Source organism: Mesorhizobium sp. M0340 (assembly GCF_040321535.1).
GTDB lineage: Bacteria > Pseudomonadota > Alphaproteobacteria > Rhizobiales > Rhizobiaceae > Mesorhizobium.
Genome location: NZ_JAMYRR010000001.1, coordinates 155,563 through 178,229, shown reverse-complemented (window position 1 = coordinate 178,229; position 22,667 = coordinate 155,563). Strand labels below are relative to the sequence as shown.

22 protein-coding genes are annotated in these 22,667 nt (G+C 63.6%); 12 read left to right on the top strand and 10 right to left on the bottom strand.

All coding sequences use genetic code 11. The features are described 5' to 3' along the window. The first annotated feature begins 131 nt into the window (after nucleotides 1–131). Nucleotides 132–1,070, top strand: coding sequence for an NAD(P)-dependent oxidoreductase (locus NKI79_RS01025; RefSeq protein WP_352799404.1), 939 nt, complete (start codon nucleotides 132–134; stop codon nucleotides 1,068–1,070). Nucleotides 1,071–1,887: 817 nt separating this feature from the next. Here the strand turns inward: NKI79_RS01025 and NKI79_RS01020 are convergent. Continuing rightward, a complete protein-coding gene (locus tag NKI79_RS01020) occupies nucleotides 1,888–2,664 on the bottom strand; it encodes a FadR/GntR family transcriptional regulator (protein WP_254820534.1) in 777 nt (258 codons plus the stop codon). A 142-nt stretch (nucleotides 2,665–2,806) separates the two neighbouring features. Beyond that, nucleotides 2,807–3,796, bottom strand: a complete 990-nt coding sequence (locus NKI79_RS01015) for a sugar-binding protein (RefSeq protein ID WP_254820533.1) — start codon at nucleotides 3,794–3,796, stop codon at nucleotides 2,807–2,809. A 427-nt stretch (nucleotides 3,797–4,223) separates the two neighbouring features. On the opposite strand from NKI79_RS01015, the gene NKI79_RS01010 reads away from it, so the two are divergent. From NKI79_RS01010 to NKI79_RS00960, 11 genes are all read left to right on the top strand, one after another. After that, nucleotides 4,224–4,964: an ATP-binding cassette domain-containing protein gene (locus NKI79_RS01010; RefSeq protein WP_352687474.1), complete on the top strand. Its 741-nt coding sequence runs from the start codon at nucleotides 4,224–4,226 to the stop codon at nucleotides 4,962–4,964. Nucleotides 4,965–4,997: 33 nt separating this feature from the next. Further along, entirely contained in the window at nucleotides 4,998–5,996 is a 999-nt protein-coding gene (locus NKI79_RS01005; RefSeq protein ID WP_352475459.1) for an ABC transporter permease, read from the top strand. Between the two features lie 315 nt (nucleotides 5,997–6,311). After that, nucleotides 6,312–7,139 (top strand): AraC family transcriptional regulator, encoded by an 828-nt coding sequence (locus NKI79_RS01000; RefSeq protein ID WP_352475460.1) that lies wholly within the window; start codon nucleotides 6,312–6,314, stop codon nucleotides 7,137–7,139. A 107-nt stretch (nucleotides 7,140–7,246) separates the two neighbouring features. Continuing rightward, nucleotides 7,247–7,690 (top strand): SRPBCC family protein, encoded by a 444-nt coding sequence (locus tag NKI79_RS00995; RefSeq protein WP_352475461.1) that lies wholly within the window; start codon nucleotides 7,247–7,249, stop codon nucleotides 7,688–7,690. 31 nt (nucleotides 7,691–7,721) lie between these two features. Further along, entirely contained in the window at nucleotides 7,722–8,516 is a 795-nt protein-coding gene (locus NKI79_RS00990; protein ID WP_352475462.1) for an FAD binding domain-containing protein, read from the top strand. A 49-nt stretch (nucleotides 8,517–8,565) separates the two neighbouring features. Further along, complete coding sequence (locus NKI79_RS00985) at nucleotides 8,566–9,048, top strand: (2Fe-2S)-binding protein (protein ID WP_352475463.1); 483 nt, start codon at nucleotides 8,566–8,568, stop codon at nucleotides 9,046–9,048. Nucleotides 9,049–9,062: 14 nt separating this feature from the next. Then, nucleotides 9,063–10,430 carry a xanthine dehydrogenase family protein molybdopterin-binding subunit gene (locus tag NKI79_RS00980; protein ID WP_352799401.1) on the top strand — a complete coding sequence of 456 codons (1,368 nt, stop codon included), beginning with the start codon at nucleotides 9,063–9,065 and terminating at the stop codon, nucleotides 10,428–10,430. A gap of 1 nt (nucleotide 10,431) precedes the next feature. Next, nucleotides 10,432–11,436, top strand: a complete 1,005-nt coding sequence (locus tag NKI79_RS00975; protein ID WP_254820526.1) for a xanthine dehydrogenase family protein molybdopterin-binding subunit — start codon at nucleotides 10,432–10,434, stop codon at nucleotides 11,434–11,436. Between the two features lie 9 nt (nucleotides 11,437–11,445). Next, complete coding sequence (locus NKI79_RS00970; RefSeq protein ID WP_352475465.1) at nucleotides 11,446–12,342, top strand: AAA family ATPase; 897 nt, start codon at nucleotides 11,446–11,448, stop codon at nucleotides 12,340–12,342. Next, the gene (locus NKI79_RS00965) at nucleotides 12,339–13,472 is read left to right on the top strand and encodes a vWA domain-containing protein (protein WP_352475466.1); all 1,134 of its coding nucleotides are present in this window, start codon (nucleotides 12,339–12,341) and stop codon (nucleotides 13,470–13,472) included. The genes NKI79_RS00970 and NKI79_RS00965 overlap by 4 nt, the downstream gene beginning before the upstream one ends. After that, nucleotides 13,472–14,359, top strand: a complete 888-nt coding sequence (locus NKI79_RS00960; RefSeq protein WP_352475467.1) for an amidohydrolase family protein — start codon at nucleotides 13,472–13,474, stop codon at nucleotides 14,357–14,359. The genes NKI79_RS00965 and NKI79_RS00960 overlap by 1 nt, the downstream gene beginning before the upstream one ends. A gap of 245 nt (nucleotides 14,360–14,604) precedes the next feature. Here the strand turns inward: NKI79_RS00960 and NKI79_RS00955 are convergent, their stop codons facing one another. The 8 genes from NKI79_RS00955 to NKI79_RS00920 form a co-directional block, all read right to left on the bottom strand. Further along, complete coding sequence (locus NKI79_RS00955; protein ID WP_352799400.1) at nucleotides 14,605–16,047, bottom strand: DHA2 family efflux MFS transporter permease subunit; 1,443 nt, start codon at nucleotides 16,045–16,047, stop codon at nucleotides 14,605–14,607. Nucleotides 16,048–16,271: 224 nt separating this feature from the next. Beyond that, nucleotides 16,272–17,072, bottom strand: a complete 801-nt coding sequence (locus tag NKI79_RS00950; protein ID WP_352799398.1) for a 3-methyl-2-oxobutanoate hydroxymethyltransferase — start codon at nucleotides 17,070–17,072, stop codon at nucleotides 16,272–16,274. 36 nt (nucleotides 17,073–17,108) lie between these two features. Then, the gene (locus tag NKI79_RS00945) at nucleotides 17,109–17,423 is read right to left on the bottom strand and encodes a MocE family 2Fe-2S type ferredoxin (RefSeq protein WP_287249971.1); all 315 of its coding nucleotides are present in this window, start codon (nucleotides 17,421–17,423) and stop codon (nucleotides 17,109–17,111) included. 42 nt (nucleotides 17,424–17,465) lie between these two features. Then, nucleotides 17,466–18,554 carry a fatty acid desaturase family protein gene (locus tag NKI79_RS00940; protein WP_352799397.1) on the bottom strand — a complete coding sequence of 363 codons (1,089 nt, stop codon included), beginning with the start codon at nucleotides 18,552–18,554 and terminating at the stop codon, nucleotides 17,466–17,468. A 91-nt stretch (nucleotides 18,555–18,645) separates the two neighbouring features. Further along, nucleotides 18,646–19,827, bottom strand: coding sequence for an aldose 1-epimerase family protein (locus NKI79_RS00935; protein WP_352644890.1), 1,182 nt, complete (start codon nucleotides 19,825–19,827; stop codon nucleotides 18,646–18,648). Between the two features lie 34 nt (nucleotides 19,828–19,861). Continuing rightward, entirely contained in the window at nucleotides 19,862–20,644 is a 783-nt protein-coding gene (locus NKI79_RS00930) for an ATP-binding cassette domain-containing protein (RefSeq protein WP_254820537.1), read from the bottom strand. Then, a complete protein-coding gene (locus NKI79_RS00925; RefSeq protein WP_352705182.1) occupies nucleotides 20,641–21,645 on the bottom strand; it encodes an ABC transporter permease in 1,005 nt (334 codons plus the stop codon). Before NKI79_RS00925 ends, NKI79_RS00930 begins: the two co-directional genes overlap by 4 nt. Before the next feature lie 61 nt (nucleotides 21,646–21,706). Further along, on the bottom strand, nucleotides 21,707–22,645 hold the full coding sequence (locus tag NKI79_RS00920) for a sugar ABC transporter substrate-binding protein (protein ID WP_352799396.1): 939 nt from the start codon (nucleotides 22,643–22,645) through the stop codon (nucleotides 21,707–21,709). Nucleotides 22,646–22,667: the final 22 nt, after the last annotated feature.

The following is a 22,667-nucleotide window of genomic DNA, read 5'->3' as shown; positions in this document are numbered from 1 at the left end:
ATTCATGTGTATTGTCAGACAATATCGAACTCTGCAATCGCCTGCCATGGCATGCGGCAAAAACCCGCTTCCAAAATTCGCCGGCAAGCTGCAGCGCCGTCATCCATCATTGCAAAATAGGACGAAACGACATGAACACGACCGCCGCGAGCGAAAAGATTGGCTTCATCGGGCTTGGCCTGATGGGGCACGGGATAGCAAAGAACATCGTCGACAAGGGCTATCCGCTGACGTTTCTCGGCCGCAAGAACCGTGCGCCGGCGCAAGACCTGCTCGGCCGCGGCGCCAAGGAGGCGACGACCTCGCGCGACGTCGCGGCGGCATCCGATATCGTCTTCATCTGTGTCACCGGCTCGCGCGAGGTGGAAGCCATCATCCGCGGCCCAGGCGGCCTCAAGGAAGGCCTGAAGCAGGGATCGGTTGTCGTCGACTGCTCGACCTCGGATCCTGTCTCGACGGTGGCGCTGGCCGCCGAGCTCAAGGGGCTAGGCGTCGATTATGTCGATGCCCCGCTCAGCCGCACGCCGAAGGAGGCCTGGGAAGGCACGCTCGACGCCATGGTCGGCGCGCCCGACGCGGTCTTTGCCCGGCTGAAGCCGGTGCTCGAAACCTGGGCCGGGCGCATCGTCCATATCGGCGACACCGGCGACGGCCACCGCATGAAGCTGCTCAACAACTTCATTTCGCTCGGCTACGCCGCGATCTATTCCGAAGCGCTGGCGCTGGCGCAGAAGGTCGGCATCTCGCCGCCGCGCTTCGACAGCGTTATCCGCAACGGCCGCATGGATTGCGGTTTCTACCAGACCTTCATGCGCTGGACGCTGGAAGGCGACCGCGACGCGCACAAATTCACCATCGCCAACGCCTTCAAGGATCTCACCTATCTCGAATCGATGGCGGGTGCCGCCGGCGTCGCCAACCCGCTCGGCAACGCCACCAAGAACGCCTTCGCCGGCGCCTTCGCGGCCGGCCCCGCCGACCAGTACGTGCCGATGCTGGCCACGCATATCGGCAAGGTCAACGGCGTCGACCTGATGCCGACCAGGGACGGCAAGAAGCAGACGATCTGAGAACGTTGAGATTAACGCCTGGGAGTGTCGTAACTGTAGACGTTCGCTGCCGACCAGCTACGGCCGCCAATCGCTGGCGATTAGCCACATGACACCACACCTTCGTCATCCCAGGGCGGAGCAGCAGCGAAGCGACGTCGCGCAGACCCTGGGATCCATGCCGTGACATCAGCCGAAGAATGCAGCGGCTCAGAACGGCGCTTGTATCCCATTGCGCTCGTTGCCCTTCCACCATGACCGCGAGCCAGAGGCTGCTGAAGCGCTGGCTCCGCCAATGGACGACCGAATTGATCGAGACGACCAGTCGCAGAGTGCTTCGAGCTTTTTCGCAGGACGGGGGTGGCAGCGTTTGGTTCTGGCCCGCTGGAGCACTGCCGTAAGGTAACGGCATGGATCCCAGGGTCTGCGCCGCGTCGCTTCGCTCCTTGCTCCGCCCACGGATGACGAAGGGAGGGGATGACGAAGGGAGGGTCTCGGCTAATCTCCTAAATTTGCGATTTGCGACTGACGGGAACGATCGACCTTCGTTGCTGGTTGGCCCGACTTACACGCAGTTGGCCGAGAAACGATCGAATCAGCGCCGAAACCGGCCGATAACGTCGTCGGTATTGGCGAGAAGTCCGTGCACCAAAGCACGCGCACTTTCGATCGGAAGAAGCCAAAAACAAAAACCCGCCTCGGTGGGCGGGTCGTCGGCGCCAATTCGCACCATACCCAAATTAGTAGCATAGCTGCCGGCACAAATCAAGAACAAAATACATTGCGACGATAAAAACCGAATTCCTGTCCCACCCGAGTTCGCCGTCCTGTGCAACCATCACCGCCGCGACCGGCCGATAACGTCGTCGGTGTTGGCGAGAAGTCTGTGCACCGCGGCACGGGCTGCAGCCGGCCGCTGCAGGCGGATGTTCTTCTCGATTGCCTCGTGCAGCCTCTGCGCATGCTGCTGGTCGCTGGTTTCGCGCGTGACGAAAACAAACAGGTGATCGAGCGCCGATTCGATCAGCACGCCGAGCGGCACCAGCAGATCGTTGCCCGAGGCGCGCAGGATGGCGAGGTGAAACCGCGTGTCGGCGCGCGTGCGCTCCTGCAGATTGGTTGCCTCGCCCATCTCACGGCAGGCCTGGCTGATCTCGGCCATCTGCTCGTCGGTGCGCCGCATCGCGGCAAAGGCGCTCGCCTCCGGCTCGATGATGTGGCGGAATTCCTGCACGGTCCTGAGGAACACCTCACGATCCGGCGAGGTCGCGTACCAGGCCAGCACGTCGCGATCGAGCAGGTTCCAGCGCTCCTTCGGCTCGACCCAGCTGCCGATCTTCGGGCGCGAGGCAAGCAGGCTCTTCGCCATCAGCATTTTTATGGCTTCGCGCACCGCCGAGCGGCTGACGTCGAAGGTCTCGGACCATTTGGCTTCGTTGGGCAGGATGGTTCCCGGCGGATAGTCGCCGCGCACGATCCTCAGCCCGATTTCGTTGGCCAGCGACGCATGCACGCTCGAGCCGGGAAAGTGTGCGGCGTCGGCGCGCCGAACGCCGGCCGGCCGCTCAGCCTCTGCCTTCTTGGCGGGTCGCTTTTTTGATGTCGCGTCCGGCATTCGTATTCCCCGGCAGCTGCTTGTCGAGCCTGAATTCAGGGCACGACAAGGCAGCGGCCTACGCTCCAAAGCAGCGTCGCCTCGTGCGTTTGTATGGACGATGCGTAACGGGGCGCCCGACGGGCGCCCCGTAATTGCCGACCTACTTCTGGATGCAGGTGTCGACGGTATCCTTGGTGCATTCGTCGAGGCCGGTGAACACCGGATCGGCCACCGGCTTGCCTTCGATCAGGTCGATCATCACCGAAGGCGCCTTGTAGCCCATCTCGAACGGCCGCTGGCCAACCAGTGCGGTCACCAGCCCGTCACGAGCAATCGCCACCTCGTCGCCGATCGTGTCGGCGGCGCCGATGACGAAGGCGTTGCTGGCGATCTTGTCGGCCATCGGCTTGAACAGGTCGCGATAGGGCTGCGGAGCGCCGAACAGCGGCCAGCCGCCCATGATACCGAAGGCGTCGAGATCGGGATTGGCGGCGAGGATGTCGGTCATCGCCTGCACGCCCTTGGCGCCGTCGTCATTGGTGAACACTGGGCAGCCGGCAACTTCGGTCCAGCCGCCTTCTCCTGCCAGCGCCGCGAGGCCGTCCTTGCCTGAAAGCGCGTCACGCATGCCCTGCGCGCGGCGCAGAATGTTGTCGGCCGCCGGATTGCCTTCGATGGTGCAGATCTTGCCGCCATTCGGCTTGGCCTTCTTGATGTATTCGCCGATCTTGTGACCCATCAGGTAGTTGTCGGTGCCGAGATAGGTCTTGCGCAGCGCCGCGTCTTCCTTGCTGAGGTCGGCGTCGACGGTCATGATCGGGATCGACGGATTGGCGCTCTTGATCGTCTGCGCGATCAATGGCGCGTTCGACGGCGAAATCGCCATCGCCACCGTGTCGGGCTTGCTCAGCATGTCCTGGACGATCTGGGCTTCACCGGCCTCATCCGAGGTCGACGCCGGTCCGGTGTAGAAGCACTCATATTCCGAGCTGGCGTTTTCCTTGTTCCATTTCTCGCAACCCTGGTGGATGGCCTCGAAGAATGGATTGTCGAGACCCTTCACGACGATGACGAGCTGTTTCTTGGCCATGGCCGGCCCGGCACCCAACGCCATGACGGCGGCGGCAGCGAGCAATAGTGATTTCCTCATGTCAGTCCTCCCTTTTGAAACAAACGGACACCGCGTGCCCGCCACACACAGATCGACCCGGAGCAAGATGACAGAGGACGTCGCACTCGTGTCGCCAAGCCAGGTCGATAAGCATTTTCATATTCAGTCTCAGACCGGCACCGACAGATATCGCCGGTTACCAAATCCCTGACCGACAAACCCTCACCGATTCCTTCCGGCAACCCGGGGGATCGGCGCAAGCTCCTCCGACACTTAGCTAATATCGCCTTGTCACCGACGTCAATGCTATTTGTCCTACAAAACTGATTTTTCGAAAGAAGCCGTGGTTGACGCCAAGAAGGCTTATGCGTAAATGGGCGAAATCGCTGCTTCCGGGAGGAACTGGGGAGAGCGAAAGGCCGCGGCAGAACCGCTGGCCCAAAAGCACGGGGAGGCAAGAAGGCTGGTGGCGGTTCTCGAACTCACCAACATCTCGAAGCATTTTGGCGCCATCCAGGCGGTCAACGACGTTTCGTTGTCGATCGAGGCCGGACAGGTTGTCGGCCTGATGGGCGACAACGGCGCCGGCAAGTCGACGCTGGTCAAGATGATCGCCGGCAATTTCCCGCCGAGCCATGGCACGATGCAGATGGACGGCAAGGAGCTGATCCTCCACAAGCCGGTCGAGGCGCGCCAGCACGGCATCGAGATCGTCCATCAGGACCTGGCACTGTGCAACAATCTGACAGCCGCCGCCAACGTCTATCTCGGCCGCGAATTGCGCCGCGGCGTCGGGCCGTTCCGCATCCTCGACTATGCCGCGATGTACAAGCGTGCCGGCCAGATCTTCGCCGAGCTGAAATCCGAAACGCGCCCGCGCGACCTGGTCAAACAAATGTCGGGCGGCCAGCGGCAAGCGGTGGCGATCGCCCGTACCATGCTTTCGCAGGCCAAGATCGTGCTGATGGACGAGCCGACGGCGGCGATCTCGGTGCGCCAGGTCGCCGAGGTATTGAACCTAATCCGCCATTTGCGCGACCAGGGCATCGCCGTCGTGCTGATCAGCCACCGCATGCCCGACGTCTTTGACGTTGCCGACCGCGTTATCGTCATGCGGCGCGGCCGCAAGGTCGCCGACAAGACGATCGCATCGAGTTCGCCGGAAGAAGTCACCGGACTCATCACCGGCGCCATCGAACAGGTATGATTGACGCCTCAACCAGAGTAAAAAAGGTCGATAATGGCTGTCACCCTTGATCAGACGATCGCGCACAAGCAGCACACCTTGCTGAGCAAGGTGTTTGCCAGCCAGACCTTCTGGGTGGTGATCGCGGTCATCCTCGCCTGCCTGTTCCTGTCGGTGGCCACGGATTCCTTCGCCACAACCAAGAACCTCTACAACATCACCCGCAACGTCACCTTCGTCGCCATCGTCGCGCTCGGCATGACCTTCGTCATCATCACGGGCGGTATCGACCTGTCGGTCGGCTCCGTGCTTTGCCTTTGCTCGATGGTGCTGGCCGTGACCATGCATGCCGGCTACGGCATCGAGATCGGCATTGGCGCTGCGATCGCGACAGCGCTGATCATCGGCGCCTTCAACGGGATTCTGATCGCCTATCTCGGCTTTCCGCCCTTCGTGGTGACGCTCGGCATGCTGTCGATTGCGCGCAGCCTTGCCATGGTCGCCTCCAACAACACCGTCGTCTTCCAGTTCGGGCCGGACCACGACAAGCTGCTGGCGCTGGGCGGCGGCGCATGGGTGTTCGGCATCGCCAATCCGGTGCTCTACATGATCGTGCTGGCGTTGATCACCGGCTTTGTGCTGCGCTGGACGAAATTCGGCCGGCACATCTTCGCCATCGGCGGCAACGAGCATGCGGCGACGCTGACCGGCGTTCCGGTGCGCCAGATCAAGGTCGTCGTCTACATGATCTCGGCACTGGCGGCTGGCCTTGCCGGCATCATCCAGACCGGCTGGCTGGGCGCGGTCACCACCAATCTCGGCAACGGCATGGAGCTTCAGGTGATCGCCGCCACCGTCATCGGCGGCGCCAACCTGGCCGGCGGCATGGGCACCGCTTTCGGCGCGGTCGTCGGCGCGGCGCTGATCGAGGTCATCCGCAACAGCCTCGGCCTGCTCGGCATCAATGCCTTCTGGCAAGGCGTGTTCATCGGCGGCGCCATCCTGCTCGCCGTGCTGTTCGACCGCATCCGCAATTTCAGGCGCAACGACTGACGTTCAAGCCCCAACGTCCCCTTCTCCCCTTGTGGGAGAAGGTGTCGCCGAAGGCGACGGATGAGGGGTGCGCCAGCTTGGCATCGCCTCATTTCTTCCAACACCCCTCAACCGTCTCGGCGCTTACGTGCCGATCCACCTTCTCCCGCAGGGGGAGAAGGGGACGCGCTCCTATCGCCGAGTCTGAAAATCCGCCGGTGCGGCGCATGGCCGGCGCCCGGGCGTGCACATGCGTCTTGACGCAAGCCCAAACTGAGCCGCACAATCGCCCGCAGCAGGCGAAGGGAGGCCAGTCGCCTGCGGGAGGATGCACCCATGACGGAAGCGATCAGGCTCTACTGGGGCCGGTTCGGACATGTTTCTGTCCTGAACGTCGCCAGCGACTTCGTCACCCATGCCCATGTCGAGGCGCATATCATCATCTGGCTGGAAGGCACCGCCGGCGAGATGACCATCGGCCGCGAGACGGTGCGGCTTGGACCGGGCACCGCCGCCGGCATCAATTCCTTCCAGCCGCACAGCCACGCTCTGTCCCGCGACGGCACGCCCGGCCTGTTCCTCGCCTTTTACATCGATCCGGACTGGGCACGGAAACGCCGCGAGCTGCCTTCCGCCGCGCCGCTGTTCTCCGCCCCGGCAATCACGCTCGAGCCTTGGCTGCACAAGGCAGCGGCTAACCTCCTCGACCATCTCAGCGACAATGAGAGCATCGACGACATCGCCAGTTACGAGATCGAGCGCTTCATCGACAGCGTGCTCGATGCCGCCGACGCGTCCGCACCGCAGACCGTGCGTGCCCGCGTCAACACCATGCAGGACTTCCGCGTCCGCAAGGCGATCCAGCTGATGAAAGCCAATGTCTGCGAGCGCATCTGCTTCGACGACGTGGCGCGCAGCGTCGGCCTGTCGCGGCCGCATTTCTTCGCGCTGTTCAAGGAACAGACCAATCTGACGCCCAACGTCTATTGGAATACGCTGCGCATGGAGGAAGCGGTGCGGCAATTGCAATGGTCGCAGGAGCCGCTGATCTCGGTCGCCTGCAATCTCGGCTTCACTACCCAGGGCAATTTCTCGCGCTTCTTCCGCGACCATGTCGGCGTCCCGCCGACGCTTTACCGCGAGGCGGCACGGGCGATCAGCTGAGCGCCCGTTTTTCAGACTATTTGATAGGCGTTCAAGACGCATTGATAAGCGCCGCCAAGTCCGCCGCCCTACCCTCCCAGGCAGCTGATTTGCGAGGGAACGATCAAATGGCGAAAGTCACTATCTCCAGCGTCATCGACGCGCCGGTCGAAAAGGTCTGGGCGCGCATACGCGACTTCAACGGCCTGCCGACCTGGCACCCGCGCATGGTCGAAAGTCATATCGAGGACGGCAAGGATGCCGGCACGATCGGCTGCATACGCAATTTCCAGCTCGCCAGCGGCGCCCGCCTACGCGAAAAGCTGCTCGATTTCTCCGACGAGAATTTCCTCGTCAGCTACTCCATCCTGGAGACGCCGCAGCCGCTCACCAACCACAAGGCGACGCTGCAGTTGCGCCGGGTGACCGACGGCGACCGCACCTACGCCGAATGGACCGCCAGCTTCGACGCGCCCCCGGAGGAAGCCGACAAGCTGGCCGAAGGCATGGGCGCAAACGTCTTCCAGGGCGGCTTCAACGCTCTGAAGGCCCATTTTGCCGGCCAAGGTTGAACTGGACTGTGCTGACAAACAGGAGCGTTCCATGACGCTTGCACTGCAGACTTTCCCGACGGTGAAGGACGCCGGCGCGGCGCTGAAAGCCGCCGGCGCCCGCTATCTCGGCGGCGGCACGCTGGTCGTTCGCGCCGCCAATGAAGGCGATGTGTCGATCTCCGGTTTCGTCAGGTCGACCGAGCCGGCGCTGTCGGCCGTCGCCGTTTCCGATAACGAGGTCCGCATTGGCGCTTCGGTGACCATGGCGGCGATCGCCCGCCATCCGGATCTCGCCCCCCTGGCCCACGCCGCGCGCGGTGTCGGCGGACCGGCGATCCGCAACATGGCGACGGTCGGCGGCAATCTCTTCGCGCCGACACCTTACGGTGATTTCACCGTTGCGCTGCTGGCTCTGGACGCAACCGTCAGCACCGGTGACTCCGAGCTGCCGATTGAGACATTCCTGGCAAAGCGCGCGAGCAATGACGCCATCGTCACGGCGGTCGGCGTCACGCTTCCGAAGGAAGGCGGCTTTCGCTTCCTAAAAGTGTCGCGGGTCAAGCCAAAGGGCGTCTCGGTGCTGAGCATCGCAACCGTGCTGGAACAGGCGCCGGACGGAACCGTGTCGTCAGCGCGGATCGCGTTCGGCTGCATGGCCGACCGGCCGATCCGTGCCAGGGCGGCGGAGAAAGCCTTGATTGGCCGCAAACTCACCGCAGACGGCATTGCACCGGCACTGGCTGTTGCCCGCGACGGCACTTCGCCCCCAACCGATCCAATCGCCAGTGCCTGGTATCGCAACGAAGTCCTGCCGGTCCATCTCGCCCGGCTGCTGCTCGCCTGAAAGCCCATGGCGCGCATGTCCGTCTGGCTGCGGCGCAAGGAGTAAAAAGATGGCAAAGGTCCCGGTTCAGTTCACGCTCAATGGTGCGGAGAAAGCCGAGTTCATCGACAGCGGCACGACGCTGCTTCGTGCGCTGCGCGATAAGATCGGCGACACCTCGCCGAAGGGCGGCTGCCATCAGGGCACCTGCGGTGCGTGCTCGGTCATCATCGATGGCGAACTCAGGCTCTCCTGCCTGACGCTGGCAGAGGCCTGCAATGGTGCGACTATCACCACAACATCAGGGCTTTCGAAAGGCGGCGTGCTGCATCCGCTGCAACGCGCTTTCCTCGACGCTTTCGCCACCCAATGCGGTTTCTGCACACCGGGCATGATCATGGCCGCCAAGGTGCTGCTCGATCACACGCCGAACCCCAGCCGCGAGGACGTGGTCGAGGCGCTGTCGGGCAATATCTGCCGCTGTACCGGCTACGAGCCGATCATCCAGGCGGTGCTGACCGCCGCGCGGTCCAATTCGCAGAACGCGGCTTGAGGGGAGTTAAGACAATGGAACTCCGCAAGAGCTATTTCGCCGACCAGCGCAAGGACGATCTGCACGAGATCGGCCAGCCGCGGCCGCGTTCGGATTTACCCGGCCATGTCACCGGCAAGACCACCTATTTCGCCGACCGCAATTTTCCCGGCATGCTGCATTTGAAGATGGTGCGCAGCCCGCACCACCACGCCCGCATCCGCAGCATCGACATATCCGAAGCGGAAACGCACCCAGGCGTCGTCAATGTGCTGACCGCCAAGGATGTGCCCCACAATGTCTACACCGTCCTGATCCTGATCCAGATCGGGCCGGAGGACGAAACGGTGCTGGCCGACGGCAAGGTGCGCTGGAAGGGCGAGGCGGTGGTGGCGGTGCTGGCCGAGACCGAGCGTGCCGCCCAGGAAGCCGTCGCCAAGGTCAAGGTCGATTACGAGGTGCTGCCGGCCGTCTTCGACATGGACGAAGCCTTGAAGCCCGGCGCGCCGATCGTCAACGAATATCACGGCCGCAATTATTACCTCTACGACAGCGGCGAATGCCGCAAGGTGCGCTTCGGCGATGTCGAGGCAGGCTTTGCCGGAGCCGACCACGTGCTCGAACAGACCTACCGGTCTTCACCGATCGAGCATGCGCCGACCGAGACGACAGGCTGCATCGTCGCACCCGAGGGTAACGACCGCTTCACCTGCTACACCAACACGCAGGCGATGTTCTTCACCCTCGACAACGCCTCGATCATCCTGCAGATGCCCGGCAACAAGCTGCATTTCGTCGGCGGCACCGTCGGCGGCGGCTTTGGGGGCAAGGTCGACGTCATCGTCGAGCCGATCGCCATCCTCGGCGCCAAAATAACAGGACGACCGGTCTGTTTTATCTACAGCCGCGAGGAAGAGATGCAGATTTCCTCGCCGCGCGCCGCCGAGAAGGTCGTCATCAAGGACGGCGTCATGAACGACGGCCGCATCGTCGCGCGCAAAGTCACCGGCTACACCGATGCCGGCGCCTATTCGCGCCATTCGCCCTACGGCGCGCAGAAGGGCGCAGGCCACTATCCCGGCCCGTATACGATCCCGAACGTCTGGATCGACACTTATTGCGTCTACACCAACCGCACCCCGTCCTCGGCGATGCGCGGTTTCGGCGTCACCATCGGCGATTTTGCGCTGGAGGTGCAGATGGACAAGCTCGCACGGCTGATCGGCATGGACCCGCTCGAATTCCGCTTCATCAACGCCTACCGCGACGGCGACATGAAGGCGCATCGCCAGCCGACCGAGGGAGCGGCGCTGATCGAATGCATGCAGGAAGCCTCACGCGCCGCCAACTGGCCGGTGGCGGAGAAGTTCATGGCGATGTCGTCTTACGCGAAGGGAGCTTGAGATGGCGATCAGGCGCGGACGCGGCGTTGCCGCGATCAACTATCCGACCGGCATGAATCTCGGCGGCGACCCGACCCAGGCGCTGGTGCATTCGACGCCGACCGGCAATTTCATGGTGACGCTGTCGAGTGTCGATCTTGGCCAGGGCATGAAGCAGATCATGGCGCAGATCTGCGCTGAGACGATCGGCGTGCCGACCGACCGTGTCGTCGTAGACACCGCCGACACCGACACCGGTCCGCACTGCATGGGCACCTTCGCCTCGCGTGGCACGCACCGCGCCGGCAACGCCGTCATCCAGGCGGCCAGGGAAGCCCGCCAGGTGATGTTGGAAGTAGCGGCCGAGGAGCTGGAGGTGAATGCGTCGGACCTCGAGACCGATGGCCAGGGCAACATCCTGGTCAAGGGCGCGCCACAAAAATCGATCTCGATCTTCGATGTCGCGCTGTCGGCGCATTTCAAGCGCGGCCGCTCGATTTCCGGCCGCGGCATGTTTTTGATCCCCCGCTCCTATCCCGAAAAGGAAACCGGCGCGATGAAGCCGTCGACCTGCTACGCCCACGCCTGCACGGTTGCCGAGGTCGAGGTCGATGACGAGACCGGCGAAGTCACCGTGCTGACGGTGAAGAACGTCTTTGAGATCGGCCGCGCGCTGAACCCGAAAATGGTCGAGCAGCAGCTCGTCGGCGGTTCGTGGATGGGCATCAGCCATGCTCTCTACGAAACGACCGAGCCCTATTATCCCAACCGCGACCATGGCGGCACCGATTTCAACCAGTATCTGATGCCGGGTCCTGGCGATCTCGCGCAAACCGAGATCATCGTGCTGGAGAGGCCCTCGGCCGACGGGCCGTACGGCGCCAAGGGGCCGGGCGAAATGTGCGCCAACCCCCAAATCCCGGCGGTGGCCAACGCCGTCTTCGACGCCGTCGGTGTGCGCATCGACACGCTGCCGATCACGCCGGAGCGCATCCTGCGGGCGCTGAAGGCGCAAGCATCGAACTGAGTGCTGGAAATGCCCAAGAGAAGCGCCCGGACTTCAAGCGCAGAGACAGTCGCGACCTCGCCGGAGGCGGTGGCGTCCCGCCTCGCCGCCTCGCGCTATCTCGCCGATGAAAGCCTGGCCACCGCCATCTTCCTGGCGATCAGGCTGGGCAAGCCGCTGCTGCTCGAAGGCGCGCCCGGCGTCGGCAAGACGGAGGCGGCCAAAGCGATTGCCGAGGTGCTCGGGCGCGACTTGGTGCGGCTGCAATGCTACGAGGGTATCGACGCAGCACATGCGCTCTACGAATGGAATTACCAGCGCCAGCTGCTCGCCATCCGCCATGCCGGCGAGCACGAGGTCGACATCTACGACGACCGTTTCCTGATCGCGCGGCCGCTGCTGCAGGTGCTGAAGGCGCCGGAAAAGCGCGTGCTGCTGGTCGACGAAATCGACCGTTCCGACCATGAATTCGAAGCGCTGCTGCTGGAGTTCCTGTCCGATTTCCAGATCAGCATTCCCGAGCGGGGCACCATTCGCACGACGGCGCAGCCGATCGTCATCCTGACCTCGAACCGCACCCGTGAACTGGCCGAGGCGCTGCGGCGGCGCTGCGTCTATCACTGGATCACCTATCCCGACGCCATTCGCGAGGCCGAGATCATCGTGCTGCGCGCCGGCGACGTCGCCGAGGCCACGGCGCGCGCCGTGGCTTCCGCCGTGCGCGACATCCGCGCGCGTCCGCTGGCGAAGCCGCCAGGCATCGCCGAGGCGGTCGAATGGGCCAGTGCCGCCACCATCCTCGAAAAGGGCGGCAGCCCCTGGCCGGAAGCCTTCCGCCGCGCCATCGGCGTGCTGATCAAGGATGAGGAGGACCTTTCCTGCATCGCGCCCGAGCTCGGCAAGATTGTCGAGGAGGCGCTGGCGTGAGCGCGGCGGGCCTGCCTCAAGGGGCAGCACCCTTCCTCGGCTTCGGCCGGCTGCTGCGCCGCTACGGCTTCCCGGTGGCGCCCGAGCAGGTCTCCGGTTTCATGCAGGCGGTTACGCTGCTCGGCCCACGCTCGATGGCCGACATCCGCGAAGCGGCCCTCGCCACGCTGGCGCCGCCGCCCGACCGCCGCGACGAATTCGAGGCGCATTTCCGGAGCCATTTCTACGGGGATGCCGCGGCGCTGGTCGAAGGCGACGCCGACGAGGAAGCCCGCATCAAGGACGACGGCAAAACCAGCAAACAAGAAATCGAAGTGGTCCGCCAGGAGGAAGGCGGCGAACTGTCTTCGGCCAGCGAACAGTTGAGCGTCCGCGAGTTCCAGCGCGATCGCGACGGGCTTGCCGCCTTCCGCCGCAAGCTCGCCACCGCTTTGCCCGCCCGCCGGTCCTTCCGCACCGTGCGCACGCATGCGCGCGGCAAGCTCGACCTGCGCCGCTCGCTGCGCGAAATCGTCAGTGCCGACGGCGATATCCCCTCGCCGCTGCTGCGCCGGCGGCAGACAGTGCCGCGCAAGCTTCTCATCCTGATCGACGTGTCGGGCTCGATGAAGCACTACACATCGGACTATCTCAAGCTGGCACACGCGGCGGTGCAAGGCGCCGACCGGGCGGAGGTCTTCACTTTCGGCACACGGCTGACCCGCATCACCTCGGCGCTGCGTATTCGCGACCGCGACCAGGCGCTGGCCCGCGCCGCTGCCCAGGTCGACGACTGGGACGGCGGCACCCGCATGGGTCCAACGCTGCTAGCCTTCCTCTCGGTGCCGCGCTTCTCCGCCTTTGCACGCGGAGCGGCAATCGTCATCCTGTCGGATGCGCTCGAGCGCGGCGATCATGCCGAGCTTGAAATGGCGATGCGCCGGCTGCTTGCCCGAGCCTTCCGACTCTCCCTGGCGACGCCGTTGGCCGGCGATCCGCGTTTCCAGCCGGCAACGGCAGCACTTCGCGCCATCCTGCCGATGCTCGACGACCTGGTCGACGGCTCGTCCATCGCGGGCCTCACCGATTTCATCCTGTCGCTCGCCCGCCCCGCCCCCGTGGCCGCGGCAATCTGGAAGAGGGTTTCGTGATGCAGAAGGCGATTGACGCGCATTTCCACATCTGGCGCCAAAAGGACCAGCCGTGGCTGGTCGGGCCGATGGTGCCGCGCATCTTTGGCCCCTACGAGCCGATCCGCCGCGACTATCCGATCGAGGAATTCCTTGCCGACCAGCAAGGCTCGGGCGTCGAGAAGGCGGTCTATGTCCAGACCAACTGGGCCAAGGAGGATTTCGAGAACGAGGTCGCCTTCCTGCAGAAGACCGCGGAAGAAACCGGCTGGCCGCACGCCATTGTCGGCTATGCCGACATGACCGTGAACGACGTGCGTTCCCAGATCGACCGGCTGATCAAATACCCTCTGCTGCGCGGCGTGCGCATGCAGCTGCACTGGCACGAAACGCCGGCCTTCCGCTTCGCCGCCTCGGTCGATCAGGTCATCGACCCGAAGGTGCGGGCCAATGTCGCGCGCCTCAAGGATTACGGCCTGTCCTTCGACCTGCAGCTTTTCCCCGCCCAGATGAAGGATGGGCTGACGCTCGTCGGCGAGAACCCCGAGACCAATTTCATTCTCACCCACGCCGGCATGCTGACCGGCATGGAGCCCGAAACCACCGAGGCCTGGAAGGCAGGGCTGCGCAAGCTGTCAGCGGCGCCCAACCTCTATGCAAAGCTGTCCGGCCTCGGCACATTCGTCCACCGTAACGATCCGGCGCTCATCGGCTATATCGTCGACAATGCCATCGACATCCTCGGCAGCGACCATCTGATGTTCGGCTCGAACTTCCCGATTGAGAAACTGTGGACCAGCCACGCCGAGCTGATCAGGGCGCACCGGCAGGCCGTGGCAAAACACGGCGCGACCGCCGAGGCGGATGTCTTTTGGAACACGGCGGAGAAGATATATCGGCCGGTGTAGCACCGCCCTTTCCTTCTCCCCTTGTTGTGGGAGAAGGTGGCCGAGCGAAGCTCGGTCGGATGAGGGGTGCTGGAAGGATCGCTACCTCGAAGACGTAAGCACTTTAAATTCCTCGATATTTGCGCGTCACATTTCTCCAACACCCTCATCCGTCTCGGCGCTACGCGCCGATCCACCTTCTCCCCAAGGAGAGAAGGAAAAGCTCCCCGCCTCCGCCGACACAGGTCGGACAACTGCGGCCGATTTCAGCTCCGCAAAACATGGCCCGAGACCTCGGCGCCGGCAACGTTCGGCAACGCCAGAAAGCGGCACGAGGCTGCGAGCCCGATTGCGCCGATCGCCAGGAAGGCAAGTCGGAAGTCGACGAGATCGAGCGCCGCAGCGCCCCTGGCGATCTGCGACAGGTTGAGCAGTGCCGCGGCGACCGCTACGCCGAACAGCATCGCCACCTGTTGCAGCATGCTGGATAACGTCGCCGCCGAGCTGCGCTGCAGTGGGGCCACATCGGCGAAGGCCAGTGTGTTGAGCGCGGTGAACTGCATCGAACGCGACAGTCCGGCGATCAGCATCAGCACCACCACCAACGCTTGCGGCGTCTGCGGCGAAAGCGCCGCGCAGGCCATGATCGACAAGGAGGCGATCACCCCGTTGACGATCAGCACCGAACGGAAGCCGAAGCGCCTCAGCGTCGGCGACGTCACCGCCTTCATGCCGAGATTGCCGAAGAAATAGGCCAGGATCATCATGCCCGCATCGACCGGGCTCAGTCCGAAGCCGACCTGGAACAAAAGCGGCAGCAGGAACGGCGTGGCGTTGATGGCGATCCGGAAAATCGTGCCGGCCGACAGCGTCGAGATGGCGAAGGTCTGCACCTTGAAAGCTGTGAGATCGAGCAGCGGATGGTTGGCGCGTCGCAGATGCCGCACCGCCAGCCAGCCGACCAAAATGCCCGTGCCGAGCAGTGCCACGGTCGGCAACACACCCTTTTGCGGATGCGCGATGCGCTCGAGGCCATAGAGCATCGAGGCGAGCCCGACGGAGGTTAGCAGGAAGCCCGGCCAATCGAGCGGCTTAGCTCCGGCTTCGCGGTCGCCGGGAATGAAGCGGGCGACCAGCGCCAAACCGGCAACCCCAAGCGGGATGTTGATGAAGAAATTCCAGTGCCAGGAGAGATAAGTGGTGATGAAGCCGCCAAGCACCGGCCCGACCACCGGCGCAAACAGCGCCGGCCAGGTGATCAGCGCCGTGGCGTTGAGAAGCTCGGATTTCGGTGCATTGCGCAGCACCAGGATGCGGCCGACCGGCGTCATCAGCGCGCTGGCCAGGCCCTGCACCGCGCGGGCGGCAACGAACTCGGCCAGGTTCTGTGAGATGCCGCAAACGAGCGAGGCCAATGTAAACAGCGCGATCGCCGCGAGGAAGATGTTGCGCGCGCCAAAACGGTCGGCGAGCCAGCCGGACAGCGGCACGAACACCGCCATGGTCAGCATATAGACGGTGATGCCGATGCTCATCGCCACCGCGGGCACGCCGAAGGATTCTCCCATCTGCGGCAGCGAGGTCGAGATGATGGTCGAATCCAGAAGCTGCATGAAAAAGGCGACGGCGACGATCAGTGCCACCCGCCGAGCTTGCCGCGCCGCCGGCGCGGTTTCGGGCAAGGCTTTGTTTTCGGGAATGGCGGTCATACACAGACTGTCCGAAGGGGAATTTTCACCCGCTCCATCAGCAACCGCGCAATTGTCCGGCAAACCGATGACGCACCGGTTTCAACAGCATCTGGCCGGTGCCGTCCAGACCTGGTCCAACAAACTTTCGTGTGGCATCGCAGCCGGCCATGCGATGACCTGGCCCTGGCGCCGAACCGGCTTTTTACGATCCGCGATGACGCTTTGTGCCTGCTGGGGTGTCTTCATGCGGCTTCGATCTTCTCCAGGAACAGGCTGAGCTGGTCCGGGTCCATGTGCACGACGTGTCTGTCTTCGGGATACGCCAGGCTGTTCACATCGGCGACATATTCGGAGATGGCAGCGATGCGTTCGGCCTGCAGGCGATCGTATTCGGCGGCGAAATTGCGATAGACCTTGGAATGGCGCGGCATGTGGCCACGGTTCTGGCCGAGGATGTCGTCGGCGAACAGGTATTGCGCATCGCAGCCGGTGCCCGCCCCCATCGACAACATGATCAGCGACGTCCGCTCCGAAATCGCCTTGGCCACCTCGACCGGCACCACCTCGATCTCGGCGCCGATCGCGCCGGCGGCCTCCAGTTGCTTCACCGCCTCGAACACCTGCATGGCGGTATCGGCGGTCTTGCCGACGGCCTTGAAGCCGCCGGTCCAGGTGGCGCGTGACGGGATGAGACCGACATGGCCGATTACCGGAATGGCATCGTCGGCCATCCGCTTGATGGTGGCGTAGCCGGCGCTGCAATAGACCGCATCGGCGCTGGCCTTGTAGAGCCGGAACGCCCAGCGGACGAAATCATCTGCGGTGCCGATCTCGAAGAAATTCTCGCCCGGCATGGTGAACAGGCTGGGTGCCGCATCGCGGTATTGCGGATTGAGCACCAGCTCCGGCGGCACCGAGACGATATCGACGCCGGCGCGTTCGGCGGCCTCGGCCTCGTCCATCGTCAGCACGCGCAGCATCGTCAGCTGCCGCTTGCCCTTCAGGGCACGCAGGTCTGCAACGGTCGGTCTTTTCCGGCTCATGGATTTTGGTCCCTTTGCTACGTGACAGAAGGCCGGTCAGGCGATCTGGATCATCACCTTGCCAGCTTCCACCTTGACGGGATAGGTCTGCAGATTGACACAGACGGGAGCCCCTTTGGCCTGGCCGGTTTTGTAATTGAAGCGGCCATTGTGCTTTGGGCATTCGATGATGTCGTCCATGACAAGCCCGTCGGCCAGATGCGCCTTCTCATGCGTACAAAACCCATCGGTGGCGAAGAATTCATCGTCCGGCGAACGGTAGATAGCGAAGGTGCGGCCGCCATGATCGAAGCGGATGACGTCTTCCTCGTCGACATCGTCCACGGCGCACGCTTCGACCCAATCGGCCATCTCTGCTTCTCCCGAAATTTCTGCGTTGCGCTGCTGCGGTGCCTATTCAGCCGCCGCCGACATGTTCACTTCGTGGAACTCGCCACGATAGGGCCTAGCCGTTGGCGGCAGTTCGCGCTTGAGGAAATAATCCTCGTATTTGAGCTGCCTGAGCAGGACCGGCCAGACCTCGCGATAGGCATGCCATATCGACGGGTTCGGCTCCGGCAGATCGTGCTTGATCAGTTCGTGCAGCCTGGGCAGCGCGTGGTAAGGCACCATCGGAAACATGTGATGCTCGACGTGGTAGTTCATGTTCCAGTAGATGAACCGGCTGATCGGGTTCATGTATACGGTCCTGGTGTTGAGCCGGTGATCGACGACGTTGTCGGCCAGACCGATGTGCTGCAGCAGGCCGGTCATCACCATGTGCCAGGTGCCGTAGAGGCGCGGCACGCCGATGAGCACCACCGGTATCCACGACCGCATGAAAACGGCGAGCGCGATCGTGGCGACGTAGATGGCAATATGCCAGCGCGCTGCGATGACGGCCTTGTGCTGTTCCATCTCGGGAACATAGCTTTTCTCGTCGGGCGTCAGCTTGCCGAACGCCTGGCGTACCAGCGCCGGAAGCGAATAGCGAAAATCGAGAATGCCGGTGAAAGCCAGCGCCGCACGCAAAAGGTCCGGCGGGCGCATCACGGCGATCTCAGCGTCGCGCCCGACGATGATGGTGTCGGTGTGGTGGCGGGCATGGCTCCAGCGCCAGGTCACCGGGTTGCGCATCAGCATGAAGCTGGCGATCTGGTAGACGACATCGTTCATCCAGCGCGTGCGGAAGGCAGTGCCATGGCCGCATTCGTGCCAGCGCGAGTCGCTGGACGAGCCGTAGAGCACGCCGTAGACGAAGAAGAACGGCACGCACCACCAGGTACCCCAGAAATAGATGGCGCCGGCGGCCGAGCCGAGGATGGCGACGATCCAGATGATCGTGTCGCGGATCGCCGGGCCGTCCGAGCGCTGCATCAACTCCTTGATCGCCTTGCGGGGAACATCCGTGTGGTACCACTCCGCCGAGGCCAGTCCCGTCTCGATCGCCCTGCGCGTGCTTTCGCCGACCAGGCTGTAATCGCGCTTTACCGTGCCAGCCATTGTGACCTCCAATTCCCGATCGGCCGCGAGCCCTCCCCGCTCCGGCCGGAGCCAGCCTCCCAACTGGTGTCCCGTATCCTCTTCGCCATTATCACGACCTGCCTCCAAGAACAGGAAAACGGCCCGACGGCTGCGGATAATCCTGCTGCGGCTGTCTGGCAATCGCCGCGATCCGGCTTTCGGCGGCGGCGATCTCGCCGGCACCGTCGAGAACCCGGAACACCGCATCGTAGGTGCGGCTCTCGCCGTGCTCCAGCCAGATCATCTCGCCGCGTTCGCGCGCCGCCAGATTCCCAAGCACATGATGCGTCGACGGCTCGATGCCAAGCGCGTACCGTCCGGCCTGGAAATTCTGCCATTGATAGGCGCAGGGCAACTGGTCCTTGCGCGTGACCACCTCGAAACCGAGGCCGAGCCTGTCGTTGACCACCGCCACCGGGACTTGGCCGGTGCTGTCGGCGCCGAGTTCGTGCTGCCAGACCTGTTCCTTGAATCCCGGTTGCGGCGCCGGCACCGTGCGGTAGCCGACCTTCTGCGCTTCATAGCGCTCGCCGGCATGGCCTGCCCAGACGACGTCGCGGATCGGCGCCAGGTAGCGCGATCCCTCGTCGAGCACCGGATGACTGACATTGATGTGGTAGAAATACATATGAGGGGTCCGGTTGAAGCCGTGATTGACGACACGGTCCGAAAGCCGGATCTCGTTGCCGCCGACATCGGCCTCGATGCGCCGCAGCAGGTGCAGATCCTCGCCGAATACAGTCGATTGCTGGACGATGCCTTCGGCCCACAACACGCAGTGGTCGCCGTCCCAGGTCTCGCCGTAGCCGGTCAGCCGCGCCGGGATGGTGCTGACGCGGCCATGCAGCGAGTGGCGCACCGTCTTCTTGGGCGGATAGTTGTAGGTGTCGGCCGGTACCTCGTTCATGAACAATATATGGTCGAGGCCGCAGGTCAGCAGAAGGCCGGAAAACGACCGCGCCCAGGCCAGCCCCTCCTCGCCTTCGTATTCGTGCAGGCCGGGATGGCGAAAGCCGCTCGGCGAATGCCAGCCGATCGCCTGGCCCCTGAAGTCGCAATCGGCGATATCGAGCGCCCGGTCGACCAGCGCGGTGAAACGCAGGCCGGAGCCGGTGCGGAATTCGAGCATACGGATGCCGCGCTCCACCCCGTCGCCAAGCGTCATCAGCCGCACGCCGGCGAATTGCGACAGCATGCCCGAGCGTTCCGAGACCTGCCGGCGCGACAGCGTCTTGCCGTAAAGCTCTACCATGTGACGGCCAGTTCCTTCACTTTGCTCCCGTCCTTCACTTCGCTCTCGTCTCCTTGAGGAGGGCCGACATGTCGGCGCCGGTGATGATGCTTTCCACGGTCAGCAGGTCGGTGTCTGCAACTGTCTGCTCGGCGACGATCTCGCCACGGCGCATGACGATGATGCGGTCAGCGACCTGGAAGACGTGATGGATGTTGTGGGTGATCAAAAGCACCGAGTGACCGGCATCGCGCACCTCCTTGACGAAGCGCAGTACGCCGTGTGTTTCCTCGACGCCGAGATTGTTGGTCGGCTCGTCGAGGATGATGACCTTGGCGGCGAACTGCATGGCGCGCGAGATCGCGATCGACTGACGCTCGCCACCCGACAGCGTTGAGACCAGCGCATCGGCGTCGAGTTTCTTCGAGATGCCGACGCGCTTCAAAAGTGCCGAGGCGGCATCGCGCAATTGAGCGAGATCGAGCGGCGCGAACACGCCAAGCCATTTGAGATTGACCGGCTCGCGGCCGAGGAAAAGATTGCGCGCGATGCTGAGATCGGGAGCCAGCGAGGTGTCCTGGTGGATGGTCTCGATGCCAAGGTCCATCGCGTCGCGCGTCGAGCGGATGGAGACCTTCTGGCCGCGCACATAGATGTCGCCGCGATCGACGGGAAAGACCCCGGAGATCGCCTTGATTAATGTCGATTTGCCGGCGCCGTTGTCGCCGAGCAAGGCCACCACTTCGCCCTCGTTGAGCGTGAAGGAGGCGCTCTTCAGGGCGCGGACGCTGCCGAAGGATTTTTGCAGGTTCTGCAGCCGAAGCACTTCCATGATCAGCTCCTGGCGGCGTTCTTCTGCAGCAAAGCGTGCAGGATGAGCATGGCAAGGATGATGACGCCGACGAAGATGTTGTAGGCGAGCCCTGGCACGCCGATCAGCACGATGCCGTTGCGGATGCTGCGCAGCATCAGCGCGCCGACGATGGTGCCGAAAATGGTGCCGCGCCCACCGGTCAGCGCGGTGCCGCCGACGACCACCATGGCGATCACTTCCAGCTCATAGCCGGTGCCGGCCACCGGCGATGCCGCCGAGATGCGGAAGGCGCTGATCATGCCGGCGAGACCGGCCAGCACCGAGGTCAGGATGAACAGCCAGATCTTGACCGCATCGGCCGGCACACCACGCGCCACGGCAGCGTTACGGTTCGAGCCGATAGCGCTGATCCAGTTGCCGAGCTTGGCGTAGCGCAGCACATAGACCGCCAGCAGCGACAGGCCGATGAACCACCACAGCGAGGTATAGAAACGGAACGTTCCGATACTAAAGCTGCCGGCCAGCAGCGTCACGAAGAAGCCTGGCTGGTCCCAGGACTTCAGCGGAAAGCCCTGGGTGATGTAAAGGGCAGCGCCTCGCACCACGAGCAGCATCGACAGCGTCACCAGGAAGGACGAAATGCCGATCTTGGTGACGATCAGCCCGTTGATCGCACCGATCGCTATGCAGAGCACCAGTCCGGCCAGCAGCGCCACGCCGATATCGACCCCGCCGTTCTGCACCAGCAGCATGACCACGACCGGCGCCAGCCCGAATACGGCGCCGACCGAAAGGTCGAACTCGCCAGCCGTCAAAAGCAGCGTCATGCCGAGCGCGATGATGCCGAGCTCGGGCAGAAACGCCATCATGTTGGAGATGTTGAGCGGCGACAGGAAGTTGGCGTCGGCGATCGCGAACACCGCAAGCAGGACAATCAGGATGACGAGCGAAGAGAACTGCGGCGAGCGCATCAGGCTCGACCTGCGTCTGGCACGCGGCATTTCCTCTTCTGCGGCAATTGTCATGACTGCTTGAACCATACTTCAGGGCGCCGCCCGCCGCCTGCGCGGCGAGCGTCAGTTCCAATCACTTATTGTAGAGTTTCAGGATCGGTTCGACGCTCGAGGCGTCGTAGAGGCTGAAGGTGTGGATGTCGTAGCCGATCGGTTCGCCAGCAGCGGCCAGCCCGAGCAGCGCCACCGGCATGAAGCCTTGCGCCGAGGGAAACTGCCAGGCAGCCGCGTTGATGAACCCAGACTTGACTGACTCGGCCGTTTCCTTCGAATTGCCCCAGCCGACGACCGGGATCTTGCCGGCCGGCACGCCGGCGCCGTCAAACACCCGCTTGACGCTGGCCGCAACGGAATCGCCGAGCGCGATGATCGCCGGCGGGTTGTTGGCCACCATGTAGTCGGTCATCTTGGCGATGATGCCGGCCGGATCGGTGCCGCAATCGACCACGTCATATTTGATGCCGAGCGGATCGAGGACGCTGGCAATTCCTTCGGTTTCGAGCTGCTGGTAGCTGGCACCCGGCACTTCGACCGGCAGGAACACCTTGTCGCCTTGCTTCACCATCTTGTGGTCGACCAGATATTTCGCCCAGATGACACCGGCTTCCCTAAGGTCGGCGCCGACATAGGCTTGCCGGCCGGTCGCCGGATCGTCGGTGTTGAAAAACACGATCGGGATACCGGCAGCCTTCGCCGCCTTGACCTCCTCGGTCCACAGGCCGGGCTGCGCCGAGGTGGTGGCGATGCCGTCCGGCTTGGCTGCCAATGCCGAGTTGAAGGCTTCCTTCTGCGCCGCCATGTCGCCGCCGCTGAAGGAGATCTTGCAGGTCACTTTGAGCTGGTCGCACGCCTTGGTGGCACCGGCATTCCAGTCGATCCAGAAGGCGTCCGACGGGCCGCCATGCGACAACAGGTAGAACGTCTTCTGGGCATCCTGTGCCAGCGCCGAGCCCATGGTCACGCCGGCGAGCACGATCGCCGCAGCCGCGATTTTCAACGCGAGTTTCAACATTTCTCTTCCTCCCTTGTTTCGT

What these genes read in the sequence shown, in the direction of transcription:
- NKI79_RS00955 (WP_352799400.1), bottom strand. Translation starts at nt 16,047, where the DNA reads ATGACCGCCATTCCCGAAAACAAAGCCTTGCCCGAAACCGCGCCGGCG.
- NKI79_RS00935 (WP_352644890.1), bottom strand. Translation starts at nt 19,827, where the DNA reads ATGGTAGAGCTTTACGGCAAGACGCTGTCGCGCCGGCAGGTCTCGGAA.
- NKI79_RS01005 (WP_352475459.1), top strand. Translation starts at nt 4,998, where the DNA reads ATGGCTGTCACCCTTGATCAGACGATCGCGCACAAGCAGCACACCTTG.
- NKI79_RS01015 (WP_254820533.1), bottom strand. Translation starts at nt 3,796, where the DNA reads ATGAGGAAATCACTATTGCTCGCTGCCGCCGCCGTCATGGCGTTGGGT.
- NKI79_RS00960 (WP_352475467.1), top strand. Translation starts at nt 13,472, where the DNA reads ATGCAGAAGGCGATTGACGCGCATTTCCACATCTGGCGCCAAAAGGAC.
- NKI79_RS01025 (WP_352799404.1), top strand. Translation starts at nt 132, where the DNA reads ATGAACACGACCGCCGCGAGCGAAAAGATTGGCTTCATCGGGCTTGGC.
- NKI79_RS00975 (WP_254820526.1), top strand. Translation starts at nt 10,432, where the DNA reads ATGGCGATCAGGCGCGGACGCGGCGTTGCCGCGATCAACTATCCGACC.
- NKI79_RS00970 (WP_352475465.1), top strand. Translation starts at nt 11,446, where the DNA reads ATGCCCAAGAGAAGCGCCCGGACTTCAAGCGCAGAGACAGTCGCGACC.
- NKI79_RS00985 (WP_352475463.1), top strand. Translation starts at nt 8,566, where the DNA reads ATGGCAAAGGTCCCGGTTCAGTTCACGCTCAATGGTGCGGAGAAAGCC.
- NKI79_RS01000 (WP_352475460.1), top strand. Translation starts at nt 6,312, where the DNA reads ATGACGGAAGCGATCAGGCTCTACTGGGGCCGGTTCGGACATGTTTCT.
- NKI79_RS00945 (WP_287249971.1), bottom strand. Translation starts at nt 17,423, where the DNA reads ATGGCCGATTGGGTCGAAGCGTGCGCCGTGGACGATGTCGACGAGGAA.
- NKI79_RS00940 (WP_352799397.1), bottom strand. Translation starts at nt 18,554, where the DNA reads ATGGCTGGCACGGTAAAGCGCGATTACAGCCTGGTCGGCGAAAGCACG.
- NKI79_RS01020 (WP_254820534.1), bottom strand. Translation starts at nt 2,664, where the DNA reads ATGCCGGACGCGACATCAAAAAAGCGACCCGCCAAGAAGGCAGAGGCT.
- NKI79_RS00920 (WP_352799396.1), bottom strand. Translation starts at nt 22,645, where the DNA reads ATGTTGAAACTCGCGTTGAAAATCGCGGCTGCGGCGATCGTGCTCGCC.
- NKI79_RS00950 (WP_352799398.1), bottom strand. Translation starts at nt 17,072, where the DNA reads ATGAGCCGGAAAAGACCGACCGTTGCAGACCTGCGTGCCCTGAAGGGC.
- NKI79_RS00980 (WP_352799401.1), top strand. Translation starts at nt 9,063, where the DNA reads ATGGAACTCCGCAAGAGCTATTTCGCCGACCAGCGCAAGGACGATCTG.
- NKI79_RS00925 (WP_352705182.1), bottom strand. Translation starts at nt 21,645, where the DNA reads ATGACAATTGCCGCAGAAGAGGAAATGCCGCGTGCCAGACGCAGGTCG.
- NKI79_RS00995 (WP_352475461.1), top strand. Translation starts at nt 7,247, where the DNA reads ATGGCGAAAGTCACTATCTCCAGCGTCATCGACGCGCCGGTCGAAAAG.
- NKI79_RS00990 (WP_352475462.1), top strand. Translation starts at nt 7,722, where the DNA reads ATGACGCTTGCACTGCAGACTTTCCCGACGGTGAAGGACGCCGGCGCG.